Origin of the sequence: Kribbella deserti (assembly GCF_042434725.1) — a bacterium.
Lineage (GTDB): Bacteria > Actinomycetota > Actinomycetes > Propionibacteriales > Kribbellaceae > Kribbella > Kribbella deserti.
On sequence record NZ_JBHLTC010000014.1, the window covers coordinates 216282 to 236325 of the forward strand.

At 68.0% G+C, this 20044-nt stretch carries 14 protein-coding genes; 6 read left to right on the forward strand and 8 right to left on the reverse strand.

Annotated features, from left to right (window positions below):
• The first annotated feature begins 25 nt into the window (after positions 1–25).
• Positions 26–976, forward strand: a complete 951-nt coding sequence (locus tag ACFFGN_RS12555) for an AraC family transcriptional regulator (RefSeq protein WP_380046745.1) — start codon at positions 26–28, stop codon at positions 974–976.
• Between the two features lie 3 nt (positions 977–979).
• On the opposite strand, the gene ACFFGN_RS12560 is transcribed toward ACFFGN_RS12555, so the two are convergent.
• Complete coding sequence (locus tag ACFFGN_RS12560; protein ID WP_380046747.1) at positions 980–3250, reverse strand: hypothetical protein; 2271 nt, start codon at positions 3248–3250, stop codon at positions 980–982.
• A gap of 279 nt (positions 3251–3529) precedes the next feature.
• Here ACFFGN_RS12560 and ACFFGN_RS12565 point away from each other — a divergent pair, with 279 nt between their 5' ends.
• Positions 3530–6928, forward strand: coding sequence for a M28 family peptidase (locus ACFFGN_RS12565; protein ID WP_380046749.1), 3399 nt, complete (start codon positions 3530–3532; stop codon positions 6926–6928).
• 188 nt (positions 6929–7116) lie between these two features.
• On the opposite strand, the gene ACFFGN_RS12570 is transcribed toward ACFFGN_RS12565, so the two are convergent.
• Both ACFFGN_RS12570 and ACFFGN_RS12575 read right to left on the reverse strand, forming a co-directional pair.
• Complete coding sequence (locus tag ACFFGN_RS12570) at positions 7117–7524, reverse strand: hypothetical protein (RefSeq protein ID WP_380046751.1); 408 nt, start codon at positions 7522–7524, stop codon at positions 7117–7119.
• Positions 7525–7531: 7 nt separating this feature from the next.
• Entirely contained in the window at positions 7532–8044 is a 513-nt protein-coding gene (locus tag ACFFGN_RS12575; protein WP_380046753.1) for a DoxX family protein, read from the reverse strand.
• Positions 8045–8120: 76 nt separating this feature from the next.
• On the opposite strand from ACFFGN_RS12575, the gene ACFFGN_RS12580 reads away from it, so the two are divergent.
• Positions 8121–8756, forward strand: a complete 636-nt coding sequence (locus tag ACFFGN_RS12580) for a MerR family transcriptional regulator (RefSeq protein WP_380046755.1) — start codon at positions 8121–8123, stop codon at positions 8754–8756.
• A gap of 896 nt (positions 8757–9652) precedes the next feature.
• Here ACFFGN_RS12580 and ACFFGN_RS12585 read toward each other — a convergent pair.
• Positions 9653–10570, reverse strand: a complete 918-nt coding sequence (locus ACFFGN_RS12585) for an NAD-dependent epimerase/dehydratase family protein (protein WP_380046757.1) — start codon at positions 10568–10570, stop codon at positions 9653–9655.
• A 132-nt stretch (positions 10571–10702) separates the two neighbouring features.
• Here ACFFGN_RS12585 and ACFFGN_RS12590 point away from each other — a divergent pair, with 132 nt between their 5' ends.
• Positions 10703–11647: an AraC family transcriptional regulator gene (locus tag ACFFGN_RS12590; protein ID WP_380046759.1), complete on the forward strand. Its 945-nt coding sequence runs from the start codon at positions 10703–10705 to the stop codon at positions 11645–11647.
• A 318-nt stretch (positions 11648–11965) separates the two neighbouring features.
• Here the strand turns inward: ACFFGN_RS12590 and ACFFGN_RS12595 are convergent, their stop codons facing one another.
• On the reverse strand, positions 11966–14704 hold the full coding sequence (locus tag ACFFGN_RS12595) for a replicative DNA helicase (RefSeq protein WP_446685185.1): 2739 nt from the start codon (positions 14702–14704) through the stop codon (positions 11966–11968).
• A gap of 311 nt (positions 14705–15015) precedes the next feature.
• Here ACFFGN_RS12595 and ACFFGN_RS12600 point away from each other — a divergent pair, with 311 nt between their 5' ends.
• Both ACFFGN_RS12600 and ACFFGN_RS12605 read left to right on the forward strand, forming a co-directional pair.
• Entirely contained in the window at positions 15016–16344 is a 1329-nt protein-coding gene (locus ACFFGN_RS12600; protein WP_380046763.1) for an MATE family efflux transporter, read from the forward strand.
• Positions 16345–16401: 57 nt separating this feature from the next.
• Positions 16402–16950, forward strand: coding sequence for a hypothetical protein (locus ACFFGN_RS12605; RefSeq protein WP_380046765.1), 549 nt, complete (start codon positions 16402–16404; stop codon positions 16948–16950).
• A gap of 18 nt (positions 16951–16968) precedes the next feature.
• Here the strand turns inward: ACFFGN_RS12605 and serS are convergent, their stop codons facing one another.
• The 3 genes from serS to ACFFGN_RS12620 all read right to left on the reverse strand — a co-directional run bounded on the left by serS (position 16969) and on the right by ACFFGN_RS12620 (position 20014).
• Positions 16969–18261 carry a serine--tRNA ligase gene (gene serS / locus ACFFGN_RS12610; protein WP_380046767.1) on the reverse strand — a complete coding sequence of 431 codons (1293 nt, stop codon included), beginning with the start codon at positions 18259–18261 and terminating at the stop codon, positions 16969–16971.
• Between the two features lie 215 nt (positions 18262–18476).
• On the reverse strand, positions 18477–19547 hold the full coding sequence (trpS, locus tag ACFFGN_RS12615) for a tryptophan--tRNA ligase (protein ID WP_380046769.1): 1071 nt from the start codon (positions 19545–19547) through the stop codon (positions 18477–18479).
• A 92-nt stretch (positions 19548–19639) separates the two neighbouring features.
• Positions 19640–20014 (reverse strand): DUF4913 domain-containing protein, encoded by a 375-nt coding sequence (locus ACFFGN_RS12620; RefSeq protein ID WP_380046771.1) that lies wholly within the window; start codon positions 20012–20014, stop codon positions 19640–19642.
• Between the last annotated feature and the right edge of the window lie 30 nt (positions 20015–20044).

Here is a 20044-nt window from a genome sequence, read left to right on the forward strand (position 1 = left end):
ATGTCTGAGCGTCTACTGTTGGGCCATGGACGTTCTCGATGATCTGCTGGCCGGGACTCGGGCGCGGGGTGGGGTCTTCAACCAGACGGTGCTCGATCCGCCCTGGTCGCTGCTGATCGCGGACGAGGCCACGCTGGCGCTCGCGACGATGATCCGCGGTGACGCCTGGCTGCTGTTCGAGGGCGCCGAGCCGATCCGGCTGCGCGAGCGCGATATCGCGGTGATCCGCGGCCCCGTTCGGTACGTGGTGGCCGACGATCCCGGTACGGCGCCGCGGCTGCTGATCAAGCCGAACGGCGTCTGCGAACCGTTGCCTGGGGCAACCGAACACGATGGCCCGAGCCTTGGCCCGCGAACGCACGGGCGTCGGCCGGATGGGCAGGATCTACTGGTCAGCGGCGTCTACCAGATGAAGAGCGACGTCAGCCGTCGCCTGCTGGCGGCGCTGCCTCCGGTGCTGGTGGTACCGGCCGATCAGGTCGCCGGGCCGGTGATGGATCTGCTCACGGCCGAGATCAGCCGGGACGATCCGGGCCAGCAGGTGGTGCTCGATCGCTGGCTGGACCTGGCCTTGATCATCACCCTGCGCGCGTGGTTCGCCCGGCCGGAGTCGAAGGCCCCGGGCTGGTACCAGGCGCAGGGTGATCCCGTGGTCGGGCAGGCCTTGCGCCTGATTCACGAGGACCCGGCCCGCGGCTGGACCGTCGCGGAACTGGCCGATCGTTGCGGCGCCTCCCGGGCGAACCTGGCCCGCCGGTTCAGCGCGCTGGTCGGTGCGGCGCCGATGGCCTATCTCACCGGTTGGCGCATCACCTTGGCGGCCGACCTGTTGCGCGATACCGATGACACGGTGGAATCCATCGCGCGCAAGGTCGGTTATGCGAACGCCTTCGCCCTCAGCGTGGCCTTCAAGCGGATCCGTGGGATCAGCCCGTCGGCACATCGCAAGGGCGAGGCGCTCGCCAGCTCTGCCTAGTGGTCAGGCGGTCTTGGTGATGGAACCACCAACGACCGTGAGGGTTCCGTTGTAGTTGCGCAGGTTGTACTTGTCGGCGTCCTGGCCCGTCACGCGATAGGTGTACTTGCCCTTGACAAGCTTCCCGCCCGAGCCGGACTTACCGTCCCAGGTCACCTTCGCCATACCGTCGGTGTTGGCACAGTTGAGAATCCGGACCTTTGTGGACCCGTAGTAGATCGTCACCTGGCACGTCGGCAACGCCTTCGACACCGGCAACTTCATCGGCCAACTCGTGCTCATCGACGCCGGCGCGATCACATTGCCGAGATAAACCGGCGCGTCGATGAAGGCGCCAAGCTGCACGGCCTTGCCGAGGTGGTCCTTGTCGGTCCACGCGAGCGTCTCGTCGTCCAGGTCGAAGTGGTTCGCCAGCTCACCGTCGACCATCCACGAGTAGCCCTCGGTGGGATCGGCGGGCAGGCTGCCGATCACGGTCTGGGCGGTGGTGCCGAGCTTGATGGTCCGCAGTTCGCGGGCCGAGGCCGGCACCGCGTCGAAGGCGAGGTACCCGCCGGACAGCTTGAGCATCTTGGTGCCGCGGGTGGCGTAGTTCAGCTGGGTCTTCGCCGCGGTGTCGCGAATCGTCAGGGTCTGCGCGCAAGGCGTCTCGCTCGGGCATCTCGTCACCCACGCGATCCACTTGCCGTGCAAGGCGACCGCGCCGATCATCGATCCGGCCGGCCGGTGCAGACCCTCGACATTGCGGACCAGATCCCTGACCCGGACAGTGCCGTCCGCCTTGCTGTAGGCCACGTAGTTGCCGAACAGGTCGGTCGGTCCACCGCTGGGAGCGGCTATGTCCTTGCGCGTCCGCAGGTCGACGATGCGCCGCGCGGCCGACGATGACGGCGAGAGGTAGATCCGGTCGCTGATCAAGGACCTGTTCCCGGAGAAGAGGTACGGCGGTTCCAGCTCGCCGTACTCGGGACTGCCGATGCCGAGCTGGCCGACCTTGCCCGCGTGATCGCGTACGCGGTTGCCGCCGAACGCCAACCAGCCCGCCGAACCCGACAGCGCCGCGAAGCCAACGCCGGTCTGCACGTTCTGTTCGGCGCCTACGGCCAGCTTGCCACCGGCAATCGACGTGGTCCGCGTCTTCACGTCCCACGGGTCGTACGAGGCTTCCGGCGTACGCCGTCCGTTGGTGTAGGAGATCCGCCCGGCCTGAACGTCGATCCCCCACTGGGCCGTCGGGTACTTCTGGGTCGGCAGCGGTACGACGAGGGTGGCCGCGCTGGTCGCGCTGGTCCGGCGGTAGATGCCTGGAGCCTCACCAGGTCCGTTCAGGCTGTAGATGTAGGTTCCGTCGGACGCTACGCCGTCGGCGACACCGGCCTTGGTCTGCACCGCACCACCGGCGACCGGCACAGTACGCAGGCCCAGCCCGGGGTAGGTGCTGGCGACCACGGTTTTGGTCATTGCGGACCATTGACCGTCGGGAAGCGTGGTGACGGGGCCACCGTCCAGGGGGATCCGCACCTCGTCAAGGCCGTTCGAGGCCAGCAGAGCACCAGCCTGGACGTTCGGCGTCGAGCCCTGGGTATACCGAGGGATGAAGCCGGCCGGACGGCGCAAGGTGACCGGATGGGCCAGGTCGTCGTACCGGTAGTACGAGAGCGTGTACTTGCCCGCGGTGAGCGTGTCCAGCACGAAGCCCTGCTCGTCGCCGCCGGCGATCTGGTGCGCAGTAGTCCCGGCGGCCGGGGTGAACACGCTCACGGTGGTGCAGCCGGTATCAGCCATCACGAGCTTTTTCACGGTGTTGTTTGCGATGAACAGCACACCGCCGGGCACGTAGCGCAAGTCGTACCGGTTCGCCGGGTAAGGGCAGGTCCGCTTGGGCCCGTTCCAATTGGCGTAGCTGATGGTGGCTGCCGTCAAGACGTTATCCACGAAGACCGTCCGGCCCGCCATCTTGGCGTACTCGGACAGCTCGGTGAACGCCAATGGCACCGGCACGCCGTCGGTCGCCTTCAGCCAGTACTTCGCGTCACCGCCGATCGCCGAATCGGTGGAGTAGAGAATGCCTGCGTCGGTACCGGCGATCACCTTCAGCCGGCTCGGCACGGTCGTGGTGCCCAGCGGCACGGTGCCGGCCGGATCAGCGGCCGGCGCGAGGTCCTGGGCGGTCGGGGTGCCGGCTTGCGTGACGGCTTGGGCGCCCGGCGCGGCGGCGCCGAATGACAACAGGGAGAACGCGGCGAGACTGGCCGCGCTGATTCGCCATGACATGACGGGTCGCTCCTTGGCGTGGTGGGACATCACTGCTCACGATGCGCCGAATCGCCGGAAAGTTGCGCCCCCGCGCGGACGCGGCGGTAATCCCTTGTGCTGCGTCCACTTCACGACATTGGCGCATTACGGCGGAGTCAGATCGGCACCGGCGGGCCTACATTTCCGTCACCCCGCGCCGGAGGTGATCTGAATCACCGCAGTTCCGCCCAAAAGGCCGGCCGGGCCGAGGCCGCCGTCCAAACGCCCCGGTCTCCCGCCCCAATGAGGAGCAGCATTGTGAGAGTTCTGAGAGCAGCACAGCGGAAGAGTGGTCATCGCAAACGCCGGGCCGTTCGCCTGACGGCCGCCACCGGTCTCGCCGCCGCCCTGGTCGCCGGCAGCGTGGTGAGCGGTACGTTCGCGACCGGATCGACCGCCGCCCCGGCCGCGCCGCCGGACCCGACCAGCCGAGCGCTCGCCGCGGCCGACCGGGCCGCCGCCAGCGGGCTCGACGCCCTGCGCAAGGGCCCGCACGAGCAGTTCGACCGCCGCGGCGTTTTCGAGGGCGGTAAAGCGGGTGAGAAGGACTTGTTCTACGTCTCGTACCACAAGACGTACCGGGGCCTGCAGGTGGTGGGCGGTGACGCCGTCGTCGCGACCGATGCCAACGGCAACGTCCTCACCACGGTGTCCGCCTCGAAGGCCGCGATCACGGTCGGCACGTCCCCGCGGCTCAACGCGACCCAGGCGACCACCGCGGCGAAGAAGGCCTTCACCACCGTTGCCGGTACCGCCACGCCCAAGCTCGTCGTACTGGCCACGGGGCAGCCGCGACCGGTACTGGCGTGGGAGGTGCCCGTCACCGGTAAGGCCAAGCACAGCAACCACGACCACGGCGACGGCCTCGCGCGCGAACTCGTGTACGTCGACGGGATCACCGGCAAGGTCGTGCACTCGGCCGAGCTGACGGCCTCCGGTACGGGCACCGGCGTCTGGAACGGCGGCAACCTGAGCTTCGGCACGACCCAGTCGGGCAGCAGCTACTTGATGTCCGACCCGAACCGGCCGGCCTTGCGCTGCCAGGACTACAGCACCAACACCACCTTCACCGACTCCGACGACGTCTGGGGCAGCACCAGCAAGACCGACAAGGTGGCCGGCTGCGTCGACGTCATGTACGTCGCCGCCGGCGAGTGGGATCTGCTCAAGAACTGGTACGGCCGCAACGGCCTCGACGGCAACGGCAACTGGGCCGACGCCGAGGTCGGGCTGAACGACGTCAACGCCTACTGGGGTCACTCCAGCAACTCCGACGGCGTGGTCTTCGGTTACAACAACAACAACCAGTGGATCACCGGCACGGACGTGGTCGCGCACGAGTACGGCCACGGTCTCGACGCCAAGACCCCGGGCGGCATCTCCGGACACCCGTCGCAGGAGTCCGTCGCGGACATCTGGGGTGCCCTCACCGAGCACTACCTGAACAACCCGAACGACGCCCCGGACTACGAGATCGGCGAGGAGGTCAATCTCCAGGGCAACGGGCCGATCCGGTACATGTACAACCCGTCGAAGGTTTCGGGCCACCCGAACTGCTACTCGACCAGCCTGCCCTCGTCGGTACACGCGGCCGCCGGTCCGATGAACCACTGGTTCTACCTGCTTGCCGAAGGCACCAACCCGACCAACGGCCAGCCGACCAGTACCACCTGCAACAACGGCGGCACGTTGACCGGTATCGGCATCAAGGAGGCCGGCCGCATCTTCTACAACGCGATGCTGCTCAAGACCTCCGGCATGAGCTACCCGAAGTGGCGAATCGCCACCCTGAGCGCGGCGAAGAACCTGGACGCCACCTGCGCGCAGTACAACAAGGTCAAGGCCGCCTGGAACGCCGTCAACCTCGGCGCCCAGCCCGGTGAGACCACCTGCACCCCGTCCGGGGACAACGACTTCTCGATGTCGCTGTCGCCGACGTCCGGCACGATCAAGGCGGGCGCCTCCGGTACCGCCCAGGTCAGCACCACCACCGTGGGCACCGCGCAGAGCGTGCAGCTGACCGCCTCCGGCGCACCGGCCGGCGTGACCGTCACCTTCGACCCGGCCACCGTCACCTCAGGCAACTCGTCGACGATGACCGTCTCGGTCGCGGCCGGTACGGCGGCCGGTGGTCCGTACGCCATCAAGGTGACCGGCACCGGCAGCAAGACCCACGAGGTCAGCTACAACCTCACCATCGGCGACACCACCACGCCGCCGACGGACGCCCCGGACATCGACGTGGAGAAGGTGCGGGCCCACCTGAGCCAGTTCAGCACCATCGCCGCGAACAACGGTGGTCACCGCCGGGCCGGCTCGGCCGGGTACACCGCGTCGGTCTCGTACCTCAAGCAGAAGCTCGAGGCCGCCGGCTTCACCGTCACACTGCAGCGCTGCACCACCGGCTGCACCTACGCGTCGGACAACCTGATCGCCGACTGGCCGGGCGGCCCGGCCGACCAGGTGGTCATGTTCGGCGCCCACCTGGACAGCGTCAGCGCCGGTCCGGGTATCAACGACAACGCGTCGGGCTCCGCCGCACTGCTGGAGAACGCCCTCGCCCTGGCGGCGGCGAACCCGACCCTGACCAAGCACGTGCGCTTCGGCTGGTGGACCGACGAAGAGCAGGGCCTGAACGGTTCTGAGTTCTACGTCAACCAGCTGAGCTCGGCGCAACGTTCGGCGATCAAGGGCTACTACAACTTCGACATGGTCGGCTCGACCAACGGTGGCTACTTCATCAACAACATCACCTCCACCACCGCCGCGCCGCTCAAGGCCTACTGGGACACCCTGAACCTCTCGCCGGAGGAGAACACCGAAGGCGCGGGCCGTTCCGACGACGCCTCGTTCAAGAACGTCGGTATCCCGACGAGTGGTTACGCGGCCGGCGCCAGCGCGCGGAAGACCTCCGCGCAGGCGACCAAGTGGGGCGGTACGGCCGGATCGGCGTACGACCCCTGCTACCACCAGTCCTGTGACACCACCTCCAACATCAGCGCAACGCACCTCAACCGCAGCGCGGACGGTATCGCCTACACGTTGTGGAAGACCGCGGTCGGCAGCAACCCGAACCCGACCAACGACTTCTCGGTCGCGGTCGACCCGGCCTCGGGCAGCGCGGACAAGGGCTCGTCGGTCACCGCCACGGTGAAGACCGCGACCACCTCCGGCGAGGCCCAGTCGGTCTCGCTCAGCGCCACCGGCGCACCGAGCGGCGTGACCGTGTCGTTCAGTCCGACGTCGGTGACCTCGGGCGGCAGTTCGACGATGACCGTGGCGGTTGGTACCAGCGCCGTCGCGGGCGACTACACCCTCACCATCAAGGGCACGGGAACCACCAGCCACACCACGACGTACAGCCTCAAGGTCAACGGCGCGCCGCCCACCGGCACCGTGACGGTGACCAACCCCGGCAACCAATGGGGCTTCGTCAACTGGCAGGCCTTCCCACTGCAGATCCGGGCCTCGTCGAGCGCGGGCCTACCGCTCACCTTCACCGCGACCGGCCTGCCGACCGGTCTGACGATCAGCAGCTCGGGCGTCATCAGCGGCACCCCGACCCGGATCGGCACCTACCAGGTGACCGTGACGGCGAAGGACTCCGCCGGCGCCACGGGCAGCACCACGTTCGCCTGGGTCGTTCGATCCTGGTGATCCATTAGCCGCATTCCCCCCGATAGGCGGGCCCACCGGAACAGGCGCTCCGGTGGGCCCGCCGCTTTTTCTTTTTGCGCCGCACCTTTTCTTTGCGACGGGTGGACGCGTTTTGCCGCTCGTCCGCTGCCTGTCAGATGCAGGCGGCCTCGCAGCGGCAAAACGCGTCCACTCGTCGCAAAGAAAAGTCAGGTCGTCAGCAGGCCGATCCCCAGCGTGAGCACTCCCGCGGCGAGACTGGCTGCGCCGGCGAAGAGCATCGCGATGAACTTGTTCGGCTTGGTGCGGTTCCGCCCGGCCGAGGCGGCGAAGAACCCGCCCGACATCAGTACGGCGGCCACGGGGATACCGAGCCGGCCGAGCCACAACAGCGGTCCGGTCAGGCTCGTCTGGTCGACGTACAGCAGACCGACCAGCGAGAGGATCACCAGCACGCCGGCATGACCGTGCCCGGCCCGCGCGAACGACTTCTGGAAGTCGGTCATCGGCACGTCACCGCTGGCGATCTTGGTCAGAAACCAGCCGCCGAACTCGATCGTCACGACGGTGATCAGAATGGCCCCGGCGATCATCCGGGAGGCTTCGGTCAGTTCCATCAGTTGCTCAAACCTTCACGAGAGTGTGCTGGCACGAGGCGGCTTCGGCCGACTTCGCTGGACGGCTGGAGGCGGCCCAGCACGCGACGGCGATGAAGAGGAGCTGCTCGGGAATGCGCTGCCACAACGGCGTCGCGGCCTCGCCGTTGAACGGAACATCGGCCACGGCCGCGTAGATGTTTGCCGGGAGCAACAAAACGAACAACGCGATCAGGCAGTACGCCGCCGGCCGACGGGTCCTGCCGAGCACGAGACCGACCGCGCCGGCCAGTTCGAGCACGCCGGTCAGGTACACCATCGCCGCCGCGAACGGCACGAACGGCGGCACGATCGCCACGAGGTCCTCGTGCGTCGGCATCACCGTCACGCTCGCTGGCACGAAGTGCGCGCTCGCGGTCATCACCAGCATCACGGCCAGGCCATGGGCAGCGCTGACCCGCCAGGTGGCAAAGCGCCGTACGCCCAGCAGGCCCAGCACCCGGAACACCAGGGTGGCCAGGGCAAGAACCGGCACGGTCATGTCTTCTCCTTATGGATAGCGCAGGTATCCGTTAATGGATACTGATACTATCCATTACGACCGAGAGGAAATCAAGGTGCGTATCGCGGAGTTGAGCCGGCAGTCCGGAGTGGCGGTCCCGACCATCAAGTACTACCTACGCGAGGGCCTGCTGCCGCCCGGCGAGTTGTCCGCCCCGAACCAGGCGTCGTACGGCGAACGCCACCTCCGCCGGCTTCGGCTGATTCGCGCGCTGGTGGAACTGGCGAAGGTGCCTGTGGCGGAAGTACGGAAGGTGCTCGAGGCAATCGATTCGCCCACGATGCCGCTGCACGACCAGATCGGCGTGGCCCATCGCGCGGTTACGCCACGCCGGGAACTCACCGCCACCGGGGCCACCGCCGGCGACTCGCGCGAGCGGGCCGTTGCCGAGGTCAACGACTTGCTGGCCCGGCGCGGGTGGACCGTGCACGCCGGCGCGCCCGCGCTGGCGACACTGGTGGACACGGTGGCGGCGTTCCACTCGCTCGGGCAGGACCACCTGGTCGCGTTCCTCGACTCGTATGCCGAGGCGGTCGAGCGCTTCACCGAACTGGAGATCGAGGCGGTCCAGTCCCGCGAAGGCGCCGACCAGATCGCGGAAAGCGTCGTGATCGGCACCATTCTCGGCGAAACGCTGATCTCCTCCCTCCGTCTCCTGGCCCAGGAGTCCACCTCCGCCCAACGCTCCTAGCCGGCGCAGGTCGGCTCAGCGGTGCATGGGTCGGCTCGACGGGCTTGAGCGCGGATGCTCCTATGGAGGCCGACCGGGATTGTGGTCGGGCACGATCGGCAGAGCCGGTGCGACGGGGCATGCGTCTTCACCCCCGAGTCGTCGCGAGTGGTCGCGAGTGGTCGCGAGTGGTCGCGAGTGCGCGTGAGTCGTCGCGAGTGCGCGTGAGTCGTCGCGAGTGCGCGTGAGTCGTCGCGAGTGCGCGTGAGTCGTCGCGAGTGCGCGTGAGTCGTCGCGAGTGCGCGTGAGTCGTCGCGAGTGGTCGCGAGTGGTCGCGAGTGCGCGTTCGGTTGTGGAGTGAGGGTGGTTGGTGGTCACCCGTCCCCCTGAGGAGTCGCGGATTGTCGGGCCGGGTCGGCCCGCGTCAAGGGTTGGAAATCGCCTGCGGCGACGCGTGCGCGCCCTTGACCCGGGCCGACCCGACCCAAGGACAGCGGGCTATCAGGGGGACGGGTGGGGTATGGCCGGTCGGCTCGGGTGGTTCCGCACGCTCCGCGAAGGGCCCGTAGCGGGTCCGTGGCGGGGCCTTCGCGGGTCGGGGTTGACGGTGGGTCAAGGTGGACGTGGTGGCCCCGAGGTCGGCTACCGAGTATTTGCGTGACTACCTGGTTGGAACCGGGTAGTCGCGCAAAAAGTCGGTAGCGGGCCTACCAAAAGCCGGTAGTCGGCCCACAACCCGGTAGCCGGCCCGGGCACGCGCCGTACCAGGGCCTGTTCGACGACTCCAGCTAGCGCGAAGACGCGAACCGGGCCGAACCAGCGACCTACGGCAACAGGCCGGAGCAAAACGGGGCGATAGACGGGCAGCAAGGGATCCGGCACGGGGGATATCCCCGGCTGACCTCAGCTCATCACTGTCATGGGGTTTGGTGGGTGGTGATCTCGGTCAGGACTTTGGCGAGGTCGGTGGGTTTGAGGTCGAGCGCTTCCTCGGTGCGCCGGGAGTCGAGTACGTGCGGCCGTCGCGTCATGTACTGCATCTCGGGAAACTCCGCCACGATCGAGTCGGTCTCCCCCAGCCGGACCAGCTCCTCGATCGGCATCTCGGTCAGCTCCGGCATCGGCACTCCTGCCGCCGCGGCCGCTCGTGCCGTCAACTGCCGGGTGGACTCGGTGGAGGTCGACGGCACGTGCCAGGCGCGGCCCCACTCGCCGTCGTACCGGCTGGCCGCGACCAAGGTCCGTGCGACATCGCCGGCGTAGTTCCAGCTCCGGGCCGCGTCGAGATCCGCCGGGTACGAGATCGGCTGGCCCGCCAGCACCTGCGGCAAGGCCATCAACATGAACGGCGAAATCACGCCCGTCCCCAGGAACTCGACCGCTCGCACCTCGGCCACCCGAACCCGGCCCGCCTGATGCGCCTCGAGAGCGTCGTTCCACATCTGCGCGCGGACCCGGCCCTTGACGGTTGTCGGCGCCATCGGCAGATCCTCGGCTATCGGCCCCTCGACCGGCCCATAGCCGTAGGTGTTGCCGAGCATCACGTAATCCGCGCCCGAGCGTTCCGCCGCCGCGAGCATGCCCGCGGCCAACGGTGGCCAATCGGTTGGCCAGCGGTCGTACGACGGCATCGCGCAGTTGATCAACGTGGACGCGCCTTCGGCCACTGCGGCCACCCGCTCGGCGTCGGTGGCGTCGGCCGCGACTCGCTCGATCAGCGCGTGGTCCGGGCCGATCCCCCGTCGCGAGACCACCCGGACGCGTTCGCCTTGCTCGGCGAGTTGTTCCGCCACGGCGCTACCGATCGGACCCGCGCCCACTACGAGGTACGACATCTTCCTTCTCCTCCAGATTGTTCCGTTGACTCCTGGAGTCGACGGTAGGAGCGAGTTCGGAGACTCCCCATGGCCGCACGTCGCTGATTTATGTCCACGCGTCTTCTTGTTGGCGTTGGCTAGGGTTAGGTCGTGGATGTGCTGAGCGACGTACTCGCCGCCTTGCGGACCGGCCGTCCGCATGCGGCGCGCACGTTGACCGAGGCGCCGTGGGGCGTTCGCTTCCCGGCGAGTTCGGCGGCGGGGTGCCACGTCGTGCTGCAGGGATCGGCCTGGTTGATCCCGGCGCACGGCCCGCCGCAGGCGCTGAACGTCGGTGACGTGGTGCTCGTGCCGCGGGCAAACGGTTACGCCCTGGCCGACCACCCGGACAGCCCGCTGGTCGACTTCGAACCAGTGCCGGACGGCGAACCGGAAGGGCCCGAGCTGGAACAGGTACGGATCGAGGGCCCGGGCGCGACCACCACGATGTTGTGCGCCGCGTACTACTTCGATCGCAGCCGCGGCCATCCCCTGCTCGACGATCTGCCCGAGGTCATCCACATCCCCGCCCGCGTCGGCCGTCGTACGTCGCTAGGTGGCGCCGTCGAGATCCTCGGCGCCGAACTGGCCGAACCCCGCGCCGGCACCAGCGCCATCCTCACGTCCCTCGTCGACATGCTCCTGCTCTTCACCCTCCGCACCCACTTCGACTCCTCGACCGCGACGGCCAAGAACACTTCGAACGGCCGGACGGACGGCTGGGCGACGGCGCTCGCCGATCCGGGCCTGATGCGCGCTTTGCAAGCCATGCACCGCGAACCCGAACGCCAATGGACGGTCGCCGACCTCGCGACCGTGGCCGGTCTGTCCCGCGCCGCCTTCGCCAAGCGCTTCGCCACCTCGATCGGACGCACACCGCTGGCGTACCTCACCTGGTGGCGCATGACCCTGGCCGCCCGCCTACTCCGCGAATCCGACCTCCCCCTGCGCACGGTCGCCACCCGCACCGGCTACACCACCGAATTCGCCCTGACCAAAGCCTTCAAACGCGAATACGCACAACCCCCCGGCCACTACCGCCGCTCCCAGACGTAGCCCCGGCCGCGCTCCACGGACCCCGCCGCGGAGCGCCGTTGGCCGGCCCGTCTTGGTGAGTCCACTCGACATTCCTACGGCCGAAAAACGTCCAGTGGACTCACCAAGCACTTCCAAGGCACCGGATCGTGGCGCGACTACCGGGTTGCAGCGCGGCTGACGGGGTTTGGTGTGCCCGCTGCCGGGTTTGTGCGCGACTACCCGGTTGCAGCCAGGTAGTCCCACAAGAACCCGGCAGTCGAGCGGCGGGACCGGTGGTCACGCCGGAAGCAGCCGTCGCCGAACGTCGTCAGGTCCGTACGCCGGAACCGCAACGGATCAGCCGTTTTGGGCCATGTCGACGAAGCGGGAGTAATGGCCCTGGAAGGCGACGACCACGTCGGCGGTCGGGCCGTTACGGTGCTTGACGACGAGGAAGTCCGCTTCACCCGGCCGGGTCGACTCGCGCTCATACGCGTCCTCGCGATGCAGCAGAATCACCATATCGGCGTCCTGCTCCAGTGAGTTGTGCGTCGCGATGCCCTCGGCAACGAAGTTGTGCGTGCCCATCACGGTGGCGTCGTACACCTCCTGCTCGCCGAGGCTCTCGATCCCCACCACGGCATCCCAGCAGATGTCGTTGGTCGCCATCACCTCGAGATCCGCGTTGTCCAGCACGTCGGCGACCTTCGCGAGGCGCTGTCGGCTGGGCGCCTGCTTCCACATCGCCGAACCCGGGAACTGGGTTCCCATCGCCGTGGCGAACTCGCGGTGGGTCATCTGCTGCTCGGCCAGCACGCCGCGAACCTGAGACCAGATCTCCTTCGGAACGGTGTCCAGGTTGGTAGTCGCTCGCACGCCCCGCAGGTTGGCCGCGACCTCGGCTGCCTTTGCGCCACGGAGACCGTGCACGCCGATCTCGTCGCAGAAGCGGAGCTGGTTGTCGACGCCGTAGATGTACAGGTGGTACGAGTCGCGGTAGCCCGGCTTCTTCGCCGTCTTGATCCGACTGAAGATGTTGTGGCGAAGCAGTAACCGGGCCAGGTCGTCGACCAGCCGGCGACTCGTGGACGCGTAGCGGATCCGGCCGGTCCGGGCCTTGTCGTCCCAGCGGACGGATCCGTCAGTCGCCCACAGGTGGCGAATGAACGTGGCAACCTGAGCCTTCGGCAGACCGAAAACCCCTGCCGGAATGAACTTCTCGTGGCCGCGCAGACCGAACAAGCCAAGGCCGTCCAGCCAGGCGGCGATCGGGTTCCGCTTGCCATGGGTGCGGCGGTACGGCGCGGGCAGGCGGAGCGTGGTCACGCGCGCGGCTTCGGACTCATCGCGGACACCGGTGACGCCAAACCGGCGATGTGCCGCCTCCGCGACCGCGGTCAGGTTGGCCTCGTCGATGCTGGCATAGCGAATCGGCTGGCGCTCGACGAAGGAACCGTCCCCTAGCAGGTGCGCGAGCAGTGTGACCTCGTCGTCGTCCCAGGGGGTGACGTTGAGGGGTGGGGGGACGTGGCGGAGGGAGCCTAGGCGGGTGCCGGGGGTCAGGTCGCCGAGGGGCTTCCAGCCGTCGTACGTGAGGAAGGGGTGGTTGGCCGTCGCCTTGATCTCGCGGCCGGAGGCGAGCTTGAGGCGGAAGACCTGCTTGGTGCCGCTCGGGAAGACGTGGGTCATCGTGCGCGGGACGAGCTTGAGGCGATCGTCCAGCGACCAGACCGGGATGTCCCGGGCGTCCGCGGCGAGGAGCTCACCGAGCGAGATCTCCGCGCCGGTGTCGGCACGCATCAGCCTGGTGTCCGCGGTCAGGCAACCGGATTCGCGGAGGTCGGAGAGCATGGGGCGTTTGTCGCTGCGTTGCTCGGCGCCACGGTTCAGCTGGGAGATCGCGATGACGGGGACTTCGAGCTCTTTGGCGAGCAGCTTGATCGACCGGGAGAACTCGGAGACCTCGAGCTGGCGGGATTCGACCTTCTTGCCCGACGTCATCAGCTGCAGGTAGTCGATGATGATCATGCGCAGGTCGTGGCGCTGCTTGAGCCGCCGGGCCTTGGCGCGGATCTCCATCATGGTGAGGTTCGGCGAGTCGTCGATGAACAGCGGCGCCTCGGACACCTCGCCCATCTTGCGGGCCAGCTTGGCCCAGTCCTCGTCGGTCATCTTGCCGTTACGCATGTGGTGCAGCGGCACCTTCGCCTCGGCCGAGAGCAACCGCATGGTGATCTCGTTCCGGCTCATTTCGAGCGAGAAGATGCACGAGGTCAACCCGTTCTTGATCGAACACGACCGCGCGAGGTCCAAACCCAGGGTGCTTTTTCCCATTGCAGGCCGGGCGGCGACGATGATCATCTGGCCGGGTTGGAGGCCGTTGGTCAGTTCGTCGAGATCGGTGAAGCCGGTGGGCACGCCGTGCATGGAGCCGTCGCGGGCGCTGATGGCCTCGATCTCGTCGAGGGCGCCTTCCATGATGTCGCGCAGCGGCGCGTAGTCCTCCGCCGTACGGCGCTCGGTGACCTGGTAGATCTCGGCCTGGGCCTGGTCCACCACCTCGTCGACCTGGCCTTCGCCGGCGTAGCCGATCTGCACGATCTTGGTGCCGGCCTCGACCAGGCGGCGCAGGATCGCCTTCTCGCGGACGATGTGCGCGTAGTAACCCGCGTTGGCGGCCAGCGGCACCGAGGCGATCAGGGTGTGCAGGTACGGCGCGCCGCCGATGCGGGCCATCTCGCCACGCTTGGTCAGCTCGGCCGAGACGGTGATCGCGTCGGCGGGCTCACCGCGGGCGTAGAGGTCGGTGATGACGTCGAAGATGGTCTCGTGCGCCGGGCGGTAGAAGTCGACGTCGCGGATCGTCTCGCTGACGTCGGCGATCGCGTCCTTGCTGAGCAGCATCGCGCCGAGCACGCACTGCTCCGCGGCGATGTCCTGCGGCGGGGTGCGGTCGAAGCCCATCTCCGGGCGCCGCTCTTCGCCGCCTGGTGATCCGCGGAACTCCGCAACGCTCACAACAGCCGCCCTCCCTCGCCAACATCCACCGACACAACCGCACCGTCTGAGCACGACCGTAAGGGGCCGCACCGACATTTCGCTGGCAGCGCCTCCGCGGGCGAAATCACCCCGAGACCGCGGGCGGAAGGTGTGTCAGTCCCGCGACGGTACGCCGGTTCCGCGCCACCCTGGTAGCCGGTCATCCACAGCCCCTGTGGACAACCTGCTGATAACCCGACTCCAGGCTGTGCACAGGCTGGGGACATCCCTGTGGATATCTGGGGATAACTCTCGGCAACTTGGCTCTGACCTGCGGTTTTGCCCGTTCACAGGTGTGGAGGGAAAAAAGATCCACAACCTCTGGGCCGACCGTCGGCGCCGCCTGGCGGCAAGGCACAATGAGCAGCATGCCGGTCACTCGCAGGTCTCTGTGGACCAGTCAGGACCGGGACATTCTCCGCCTCGCGGTGCCCGCGTTCTTCGCGCTGGTATCCGAGCCCTTGATGCTTCTGGCCGACTCCGCGATCATCGGCCATCTCGGTACGCCGCAGCTCGCCGCGCTCGGGGTCGCTGGCGCGATCTTGCAGACGCTGGTCGGGATCTGCGTGTTCCTGGCGTACGGAACCACTTCGGCGGTCGCCCGGCGGATCGGCGCGGGTGATCACCGTGGCGCGCTCACCCAGGGTATCGACGGCCTCTGGCTCGCGCTGCTGCTCGGTATCGCTCTCGCGATCGCCGGGCTGATCTTCGCGCCGCAGGCGATCGGCGCGTTCCACCCGTCGGCCGAGGTCGCGGGCCACGCCATCACGTATCTGCGCATCTCCTGCCTCGGCGTTCCGTCGATGCTGTTGTTGCTAGCGGCAACGGGTGTGCTGCGTGGCATGCAGGACACGAAGACCCCGATGGTGGTCGCGATCAGCGCGAACCTCGCGAACATCGTCTTCAACGTGGTGCTCGTCTACGGCCTGGGCCTCGGTATCGCCGGTTCGGCGCTCGGCACCGTCCTGGCCCAGACCGGTGCCGGAATCGCGCTCGTTGTCGTGGTGGTCCGTGGCGCCCGGCGCGACGGGGCCTCGCTGCGGCCGGACCGGCCCGGCATCATCGCGTCGGCCCAGGCCGGCGTACCGCTGGTGGTTCGCACGGTAACGCTGCGGGTGGCGATCATCGTGGTCACGTTTGTCGCCACCTCCCTCGGTACGACGTCGCTCGCGGCGCATCAGGTCGCGTTCACGCTGTGGACGTTCCTCGCGCTCGCGCTGGACGCCATCGCGATCGCGGGGCAGGCGCTCACCGGGCGTTACCTCGGCGCGGCGGATGTCGAGGGCACCAAGGCGACCACCCGACGAATGATGTGGTGGGGCTTCGGCTCGGGCATCATCGGCGGACTGGCTCTGTGGGGCCTGCGGGACGTGTACGTGCCGTGGTTCACGAACGACCCGGACGTACGGCACACGCTCGCGGCCGTTCTGCTGGTGGCGGCCATCTCGCAACCGCTGAACGGCATCGTCTTCGTGCTCGACGGCGTACTGATCGGCGCGGGCGACGGGAAGTACCTCGCAGCCGCGGGCGTGATCGCGCTGGTCGCGTTCCTGCCGATGGCCTTCTCGGTGCGCTGGTTCGACGGCGGGGTGGTGGCGTTGTGGTGGGCCTTCGGCGGGTTCATGCTGATGCGGTTCGTCACGCTGATCCTGCGCGAACGCGGTACGGCCTGGATGGTCACCGGCGCGACCCGCTGAGCCTGCGCCCCGGTGACCCGTTGAGTCGGTGAACCAGCCATCGGGCATGGTGGGAACATGCCGGACTTCGATGACGACGAGCTGAACGCCGAGCTGGAGGGACCCGAGCCGGAGGCCCTTCGCGGCCCGACCACGGCCGACGAGTCGCCGGACAAGACTGCCGCGAAGGTGAAGCAACCACGCGCGCCGAGGCTCGACGTACAGCGGGAAGTGGCGCTGGAGCCGACACCGCCTCAGCTCGCCGTACCGCTGCAAGCGTCTGACCGCCCGCAAGCGCCGGAGAAGCCGCGGCGGCAGGATCTGCGCCAGGAGGCGGCTGCGGCGCGCAATATCGCGTACGCCGACCGGGGCCTCGCGCACGAGCTACGAGCCGGTGCGGAGACCCCGGCCGACTTGGACCGGGCCGAGCAACTTCAGGGCAGTGCGGACCACTACGACCGGATGGCGGCGGCCGACGACGCCGAGGCGGTTTACCCGCACCCGGCGGACGGCTCGCAGCCGCCGCCGGGTGGCGCCGTACAGACACCGCCGGGCAAGTCCCCCAAGGCACGCAAGTCCGTGGTCCGGGGGAAAGGCCGCTCGCGCGGATTCGGCCGGAGCCGCTAGCCGGTCAGCGGGACCGGGTCAGGCCGACGTGGTGCCGTCCGCGTTGATCCGGCTGAACCCGGTGTAGACCGCGAGCGCCGGCGGAATGACGATCGAGCCGTCCTCCTGCTGGTGCTGTTCGATCAACGCCGCGAGGGTCCGTCCGATCGGCAGGCCGGAACCGTTCAGCGTGGCGGCGAAACCGCGCTGGCCGTCCTTGGTCTTCGTACGGATCGCGGCCCGGCGAGCCTGGAACGTGCCGCAGTCGGAGCAGGAAGAGATCTCGCGATAGGTCTCCTGGCTCGGCAGCCACACCTCGATGTCATAGGTGTACGTCGACCCGAAGCCGAGGTCTCCCGCCGCCAGCGCGATCACCCGGTACGCGAGGCCGAGCTCCTGCAGGCAGGCCTCCGCGTGCGACACCATCAGCTCCAGCTCGGCGCGGGATTCCTCGGCCCGGCAGACCCGGACCATCTCGACCTTGCTGAACTGGTGCAACCGCAGAATGCCGCGGGTGTCCCGGCCGTAGGAGCCGGCCTCGGAACGGAAGCACGGCGTCCAGGCGGTGTACGCGTACGGCAGTTCCTCCGCCGGGAGGATCTCGTCGGCGTGCAGGTTCGTCAGCGGGACCTCGGCCGTCGGAATCAGGAACAGCTCACGGTCCTCGACGCCCGTCTTGAACAGGTCCTCCTCGAACTTCGGCAGCTGGCCCGTGCCGGTCATCGTCTTGCGGCTGACCAGGTACGGCACGGCGAACTCGGTGTAGCCGTGCCGGGTGGTGTGCAGGTTGAGGAACAAGTTGCTGAGGGCACGCTCCAGCACCGCGCCCGGTCCACGGGACACGCTGAACCGGGATCCGGACAGCTTGGCCGCCCGGCCGAAATCGAAGATGCCGAGCGCCTCGCCCAGATCCACGTGGTCCTTCGGCTTGAACCCGAACTCGGCCGGCGTACCCCACTTGCGGACCTCGACGGAGTCGTCCTCGCTGAGGCCCTCGGGAGCGTCGTCGGCCGGCATGTTCGGGATCGTCATCGCGATCGCGTTGAGCTCGGCCTCGACCTTCTCCTGCTCCGCCTCGGCGGCGCGGATCCGGTCCTTCAGCTCGCGGGCGTGCTCCTTCAGCTCGGTGACGTCCTCACCGGCCTTGGCGCGCTTGCCGACGTCGGCCGCGACCTTCTTCGACTCCGACCGCAGTTCCTCCGCCGTGCCGATCGCGGTGTTGCGCCGCGAGAACAGGGCCTCGATCGTGCCGAGGTCCAGCGTGTAACCGCGCCGCGCGAAGCGGCGGACGGCTTCATCGCCCAGTTCGAGGAGCGTACGGGTGTCATGCATCGGTCAGCAGCCTTATCGCTTGTAGGTGGTGCCTCTAGACGACAGACAGTAGCAAGGCCCCCGCACCCGACCCACCGCATTAGCCACCGCCCCGCTTCGCGACGAGTGGACGCGTTTTGCCGCTGCAAGGCCGCCTGCACCTGACAGGCAGCGGACGAGCGGCAAAACGCGTCCACTCGTCGCGAAAGGGAGACGCGCCAAGGAACGTACGACCCTCAGCCCTCGACGGGATATGCGGCCGGATTGGCCTTGCGGTATTTCTCGGCCTTGCGGCGGATCGAGTTGAAGGCGCCGGTGAGGCCCATCGCCTTGCGGACCTCGAAGACGACCTGCTGGACCTCCTTGCGGGTCTTCTCCGTGCCCTCGACGATGATCTGGTCGATCAGGCCGGTCTGCGACTCGAACTTGGCCCGGCGCTCGCGCATCGGATCCAGGAACAGGTTGATCGCGATGGCCAGCTTTTCCTTGACCTCGACGTCCCCGACCTTGCCGGCCTGGTAGCGCTCCTTGAGGTCGGCCACCTCGGCCAGGTTCTTGTTGAAGACGTCGTGGTAGATGAAGACCGGGTTGCCCTCGACCTTGCCGGGGATATCGGCCCGGATCCGGTTGGGATCGGTGTACATGCCGGTGACCTTTTTGCGGACCTCGGCCTCGGTGTCCGACAGGTAGATCACGTTGCCGATCGACTTGCTCATCTTGCCCTGGCCGTCGGTACCGATCAGCGTGGGTACGTCGCTGGTGACCAGCTCCGGCACCGGGAACACCTCGCCGTACAGGTGGTTGAAGCGGCGGGCGATCTCGCGGGTGATCTCGACGTGCGCGTGGTTGTCCTTGCCGACCGGTACGACGTGCGCCTTGACGCAGAGAATGTCCGCCGCCTGCAGCACGGGATAACCCAGCAGGCCGTACGGCATCTCGTCCTTCTTGGCGTCGCGGGCCATGTCCTTCAGGCTCGGCGTGCGCTCGAGGCGCGGTACGGAGACGAGGTTCTGGAAGAGCGTGTTGAGCTCCATCACCTCGGGAATCGCCGACTGCAGGTAGAACGTCGCCCGGTCCGGCTCGATCCCGGCCGCGAGCGAGTCGATCACCAGGTGCCGCGCGTTCTCCGAGACCTGGGCGATGTCCTCGCGGGTGTTCTTGGTGGTGAGCATGTGCAGGTCGGCGATGATCAGGTACGTCTCGTACTGATGCTGCAACCGGACCCGGTTCTCCAGGCTGCCGACGAAGTGACCGAGGTGGAGCTTTCCGGTCGGGCGGTCGCCGGTGAGCATGCGCTGGTCGGTCATCAAAGGCCTTTCGCAGGTACGAGGGATCCGCGGGGAAGTCTGCCAGACCGCGAGCCCTGGACACGGGCTGGCCCTTGAGCGCCGCGATCCGGTCAGACGCCGCGCAGGTGTGGCTTGCGCTGATCGAAGAACAAGCCGGCGGGCGGCTCCTCCACCGGCAGGGGCGGGATCGGGTAGTCGGTGTGCTTGCCCCGGCAGCCCGCGAACGGGCCGTCCGGACTGAGCAGCATCATCATGTGCGGGTCCGCGTGGTCCCGCCACCAGACCGACATCCCCGTCGCCGGATCGAGGCGCAGGTGCTCCCAGGCCCGCCAGATGGCGTCGAGCCGGCTCAGCGCCTCCGCGTGCCGGAACCACTCGGGGCACCAGATCGCGTTCTGCCCGAGCCGGCGCGTGTAGAGGTGGACCAGCCGGTCCGACACGAACGACGCGACATGCGGGTAGTAGAGCTCCTGCTCGCCTTCCACTGCGCTATCCCTTTCCAAGCTGCACGAGTG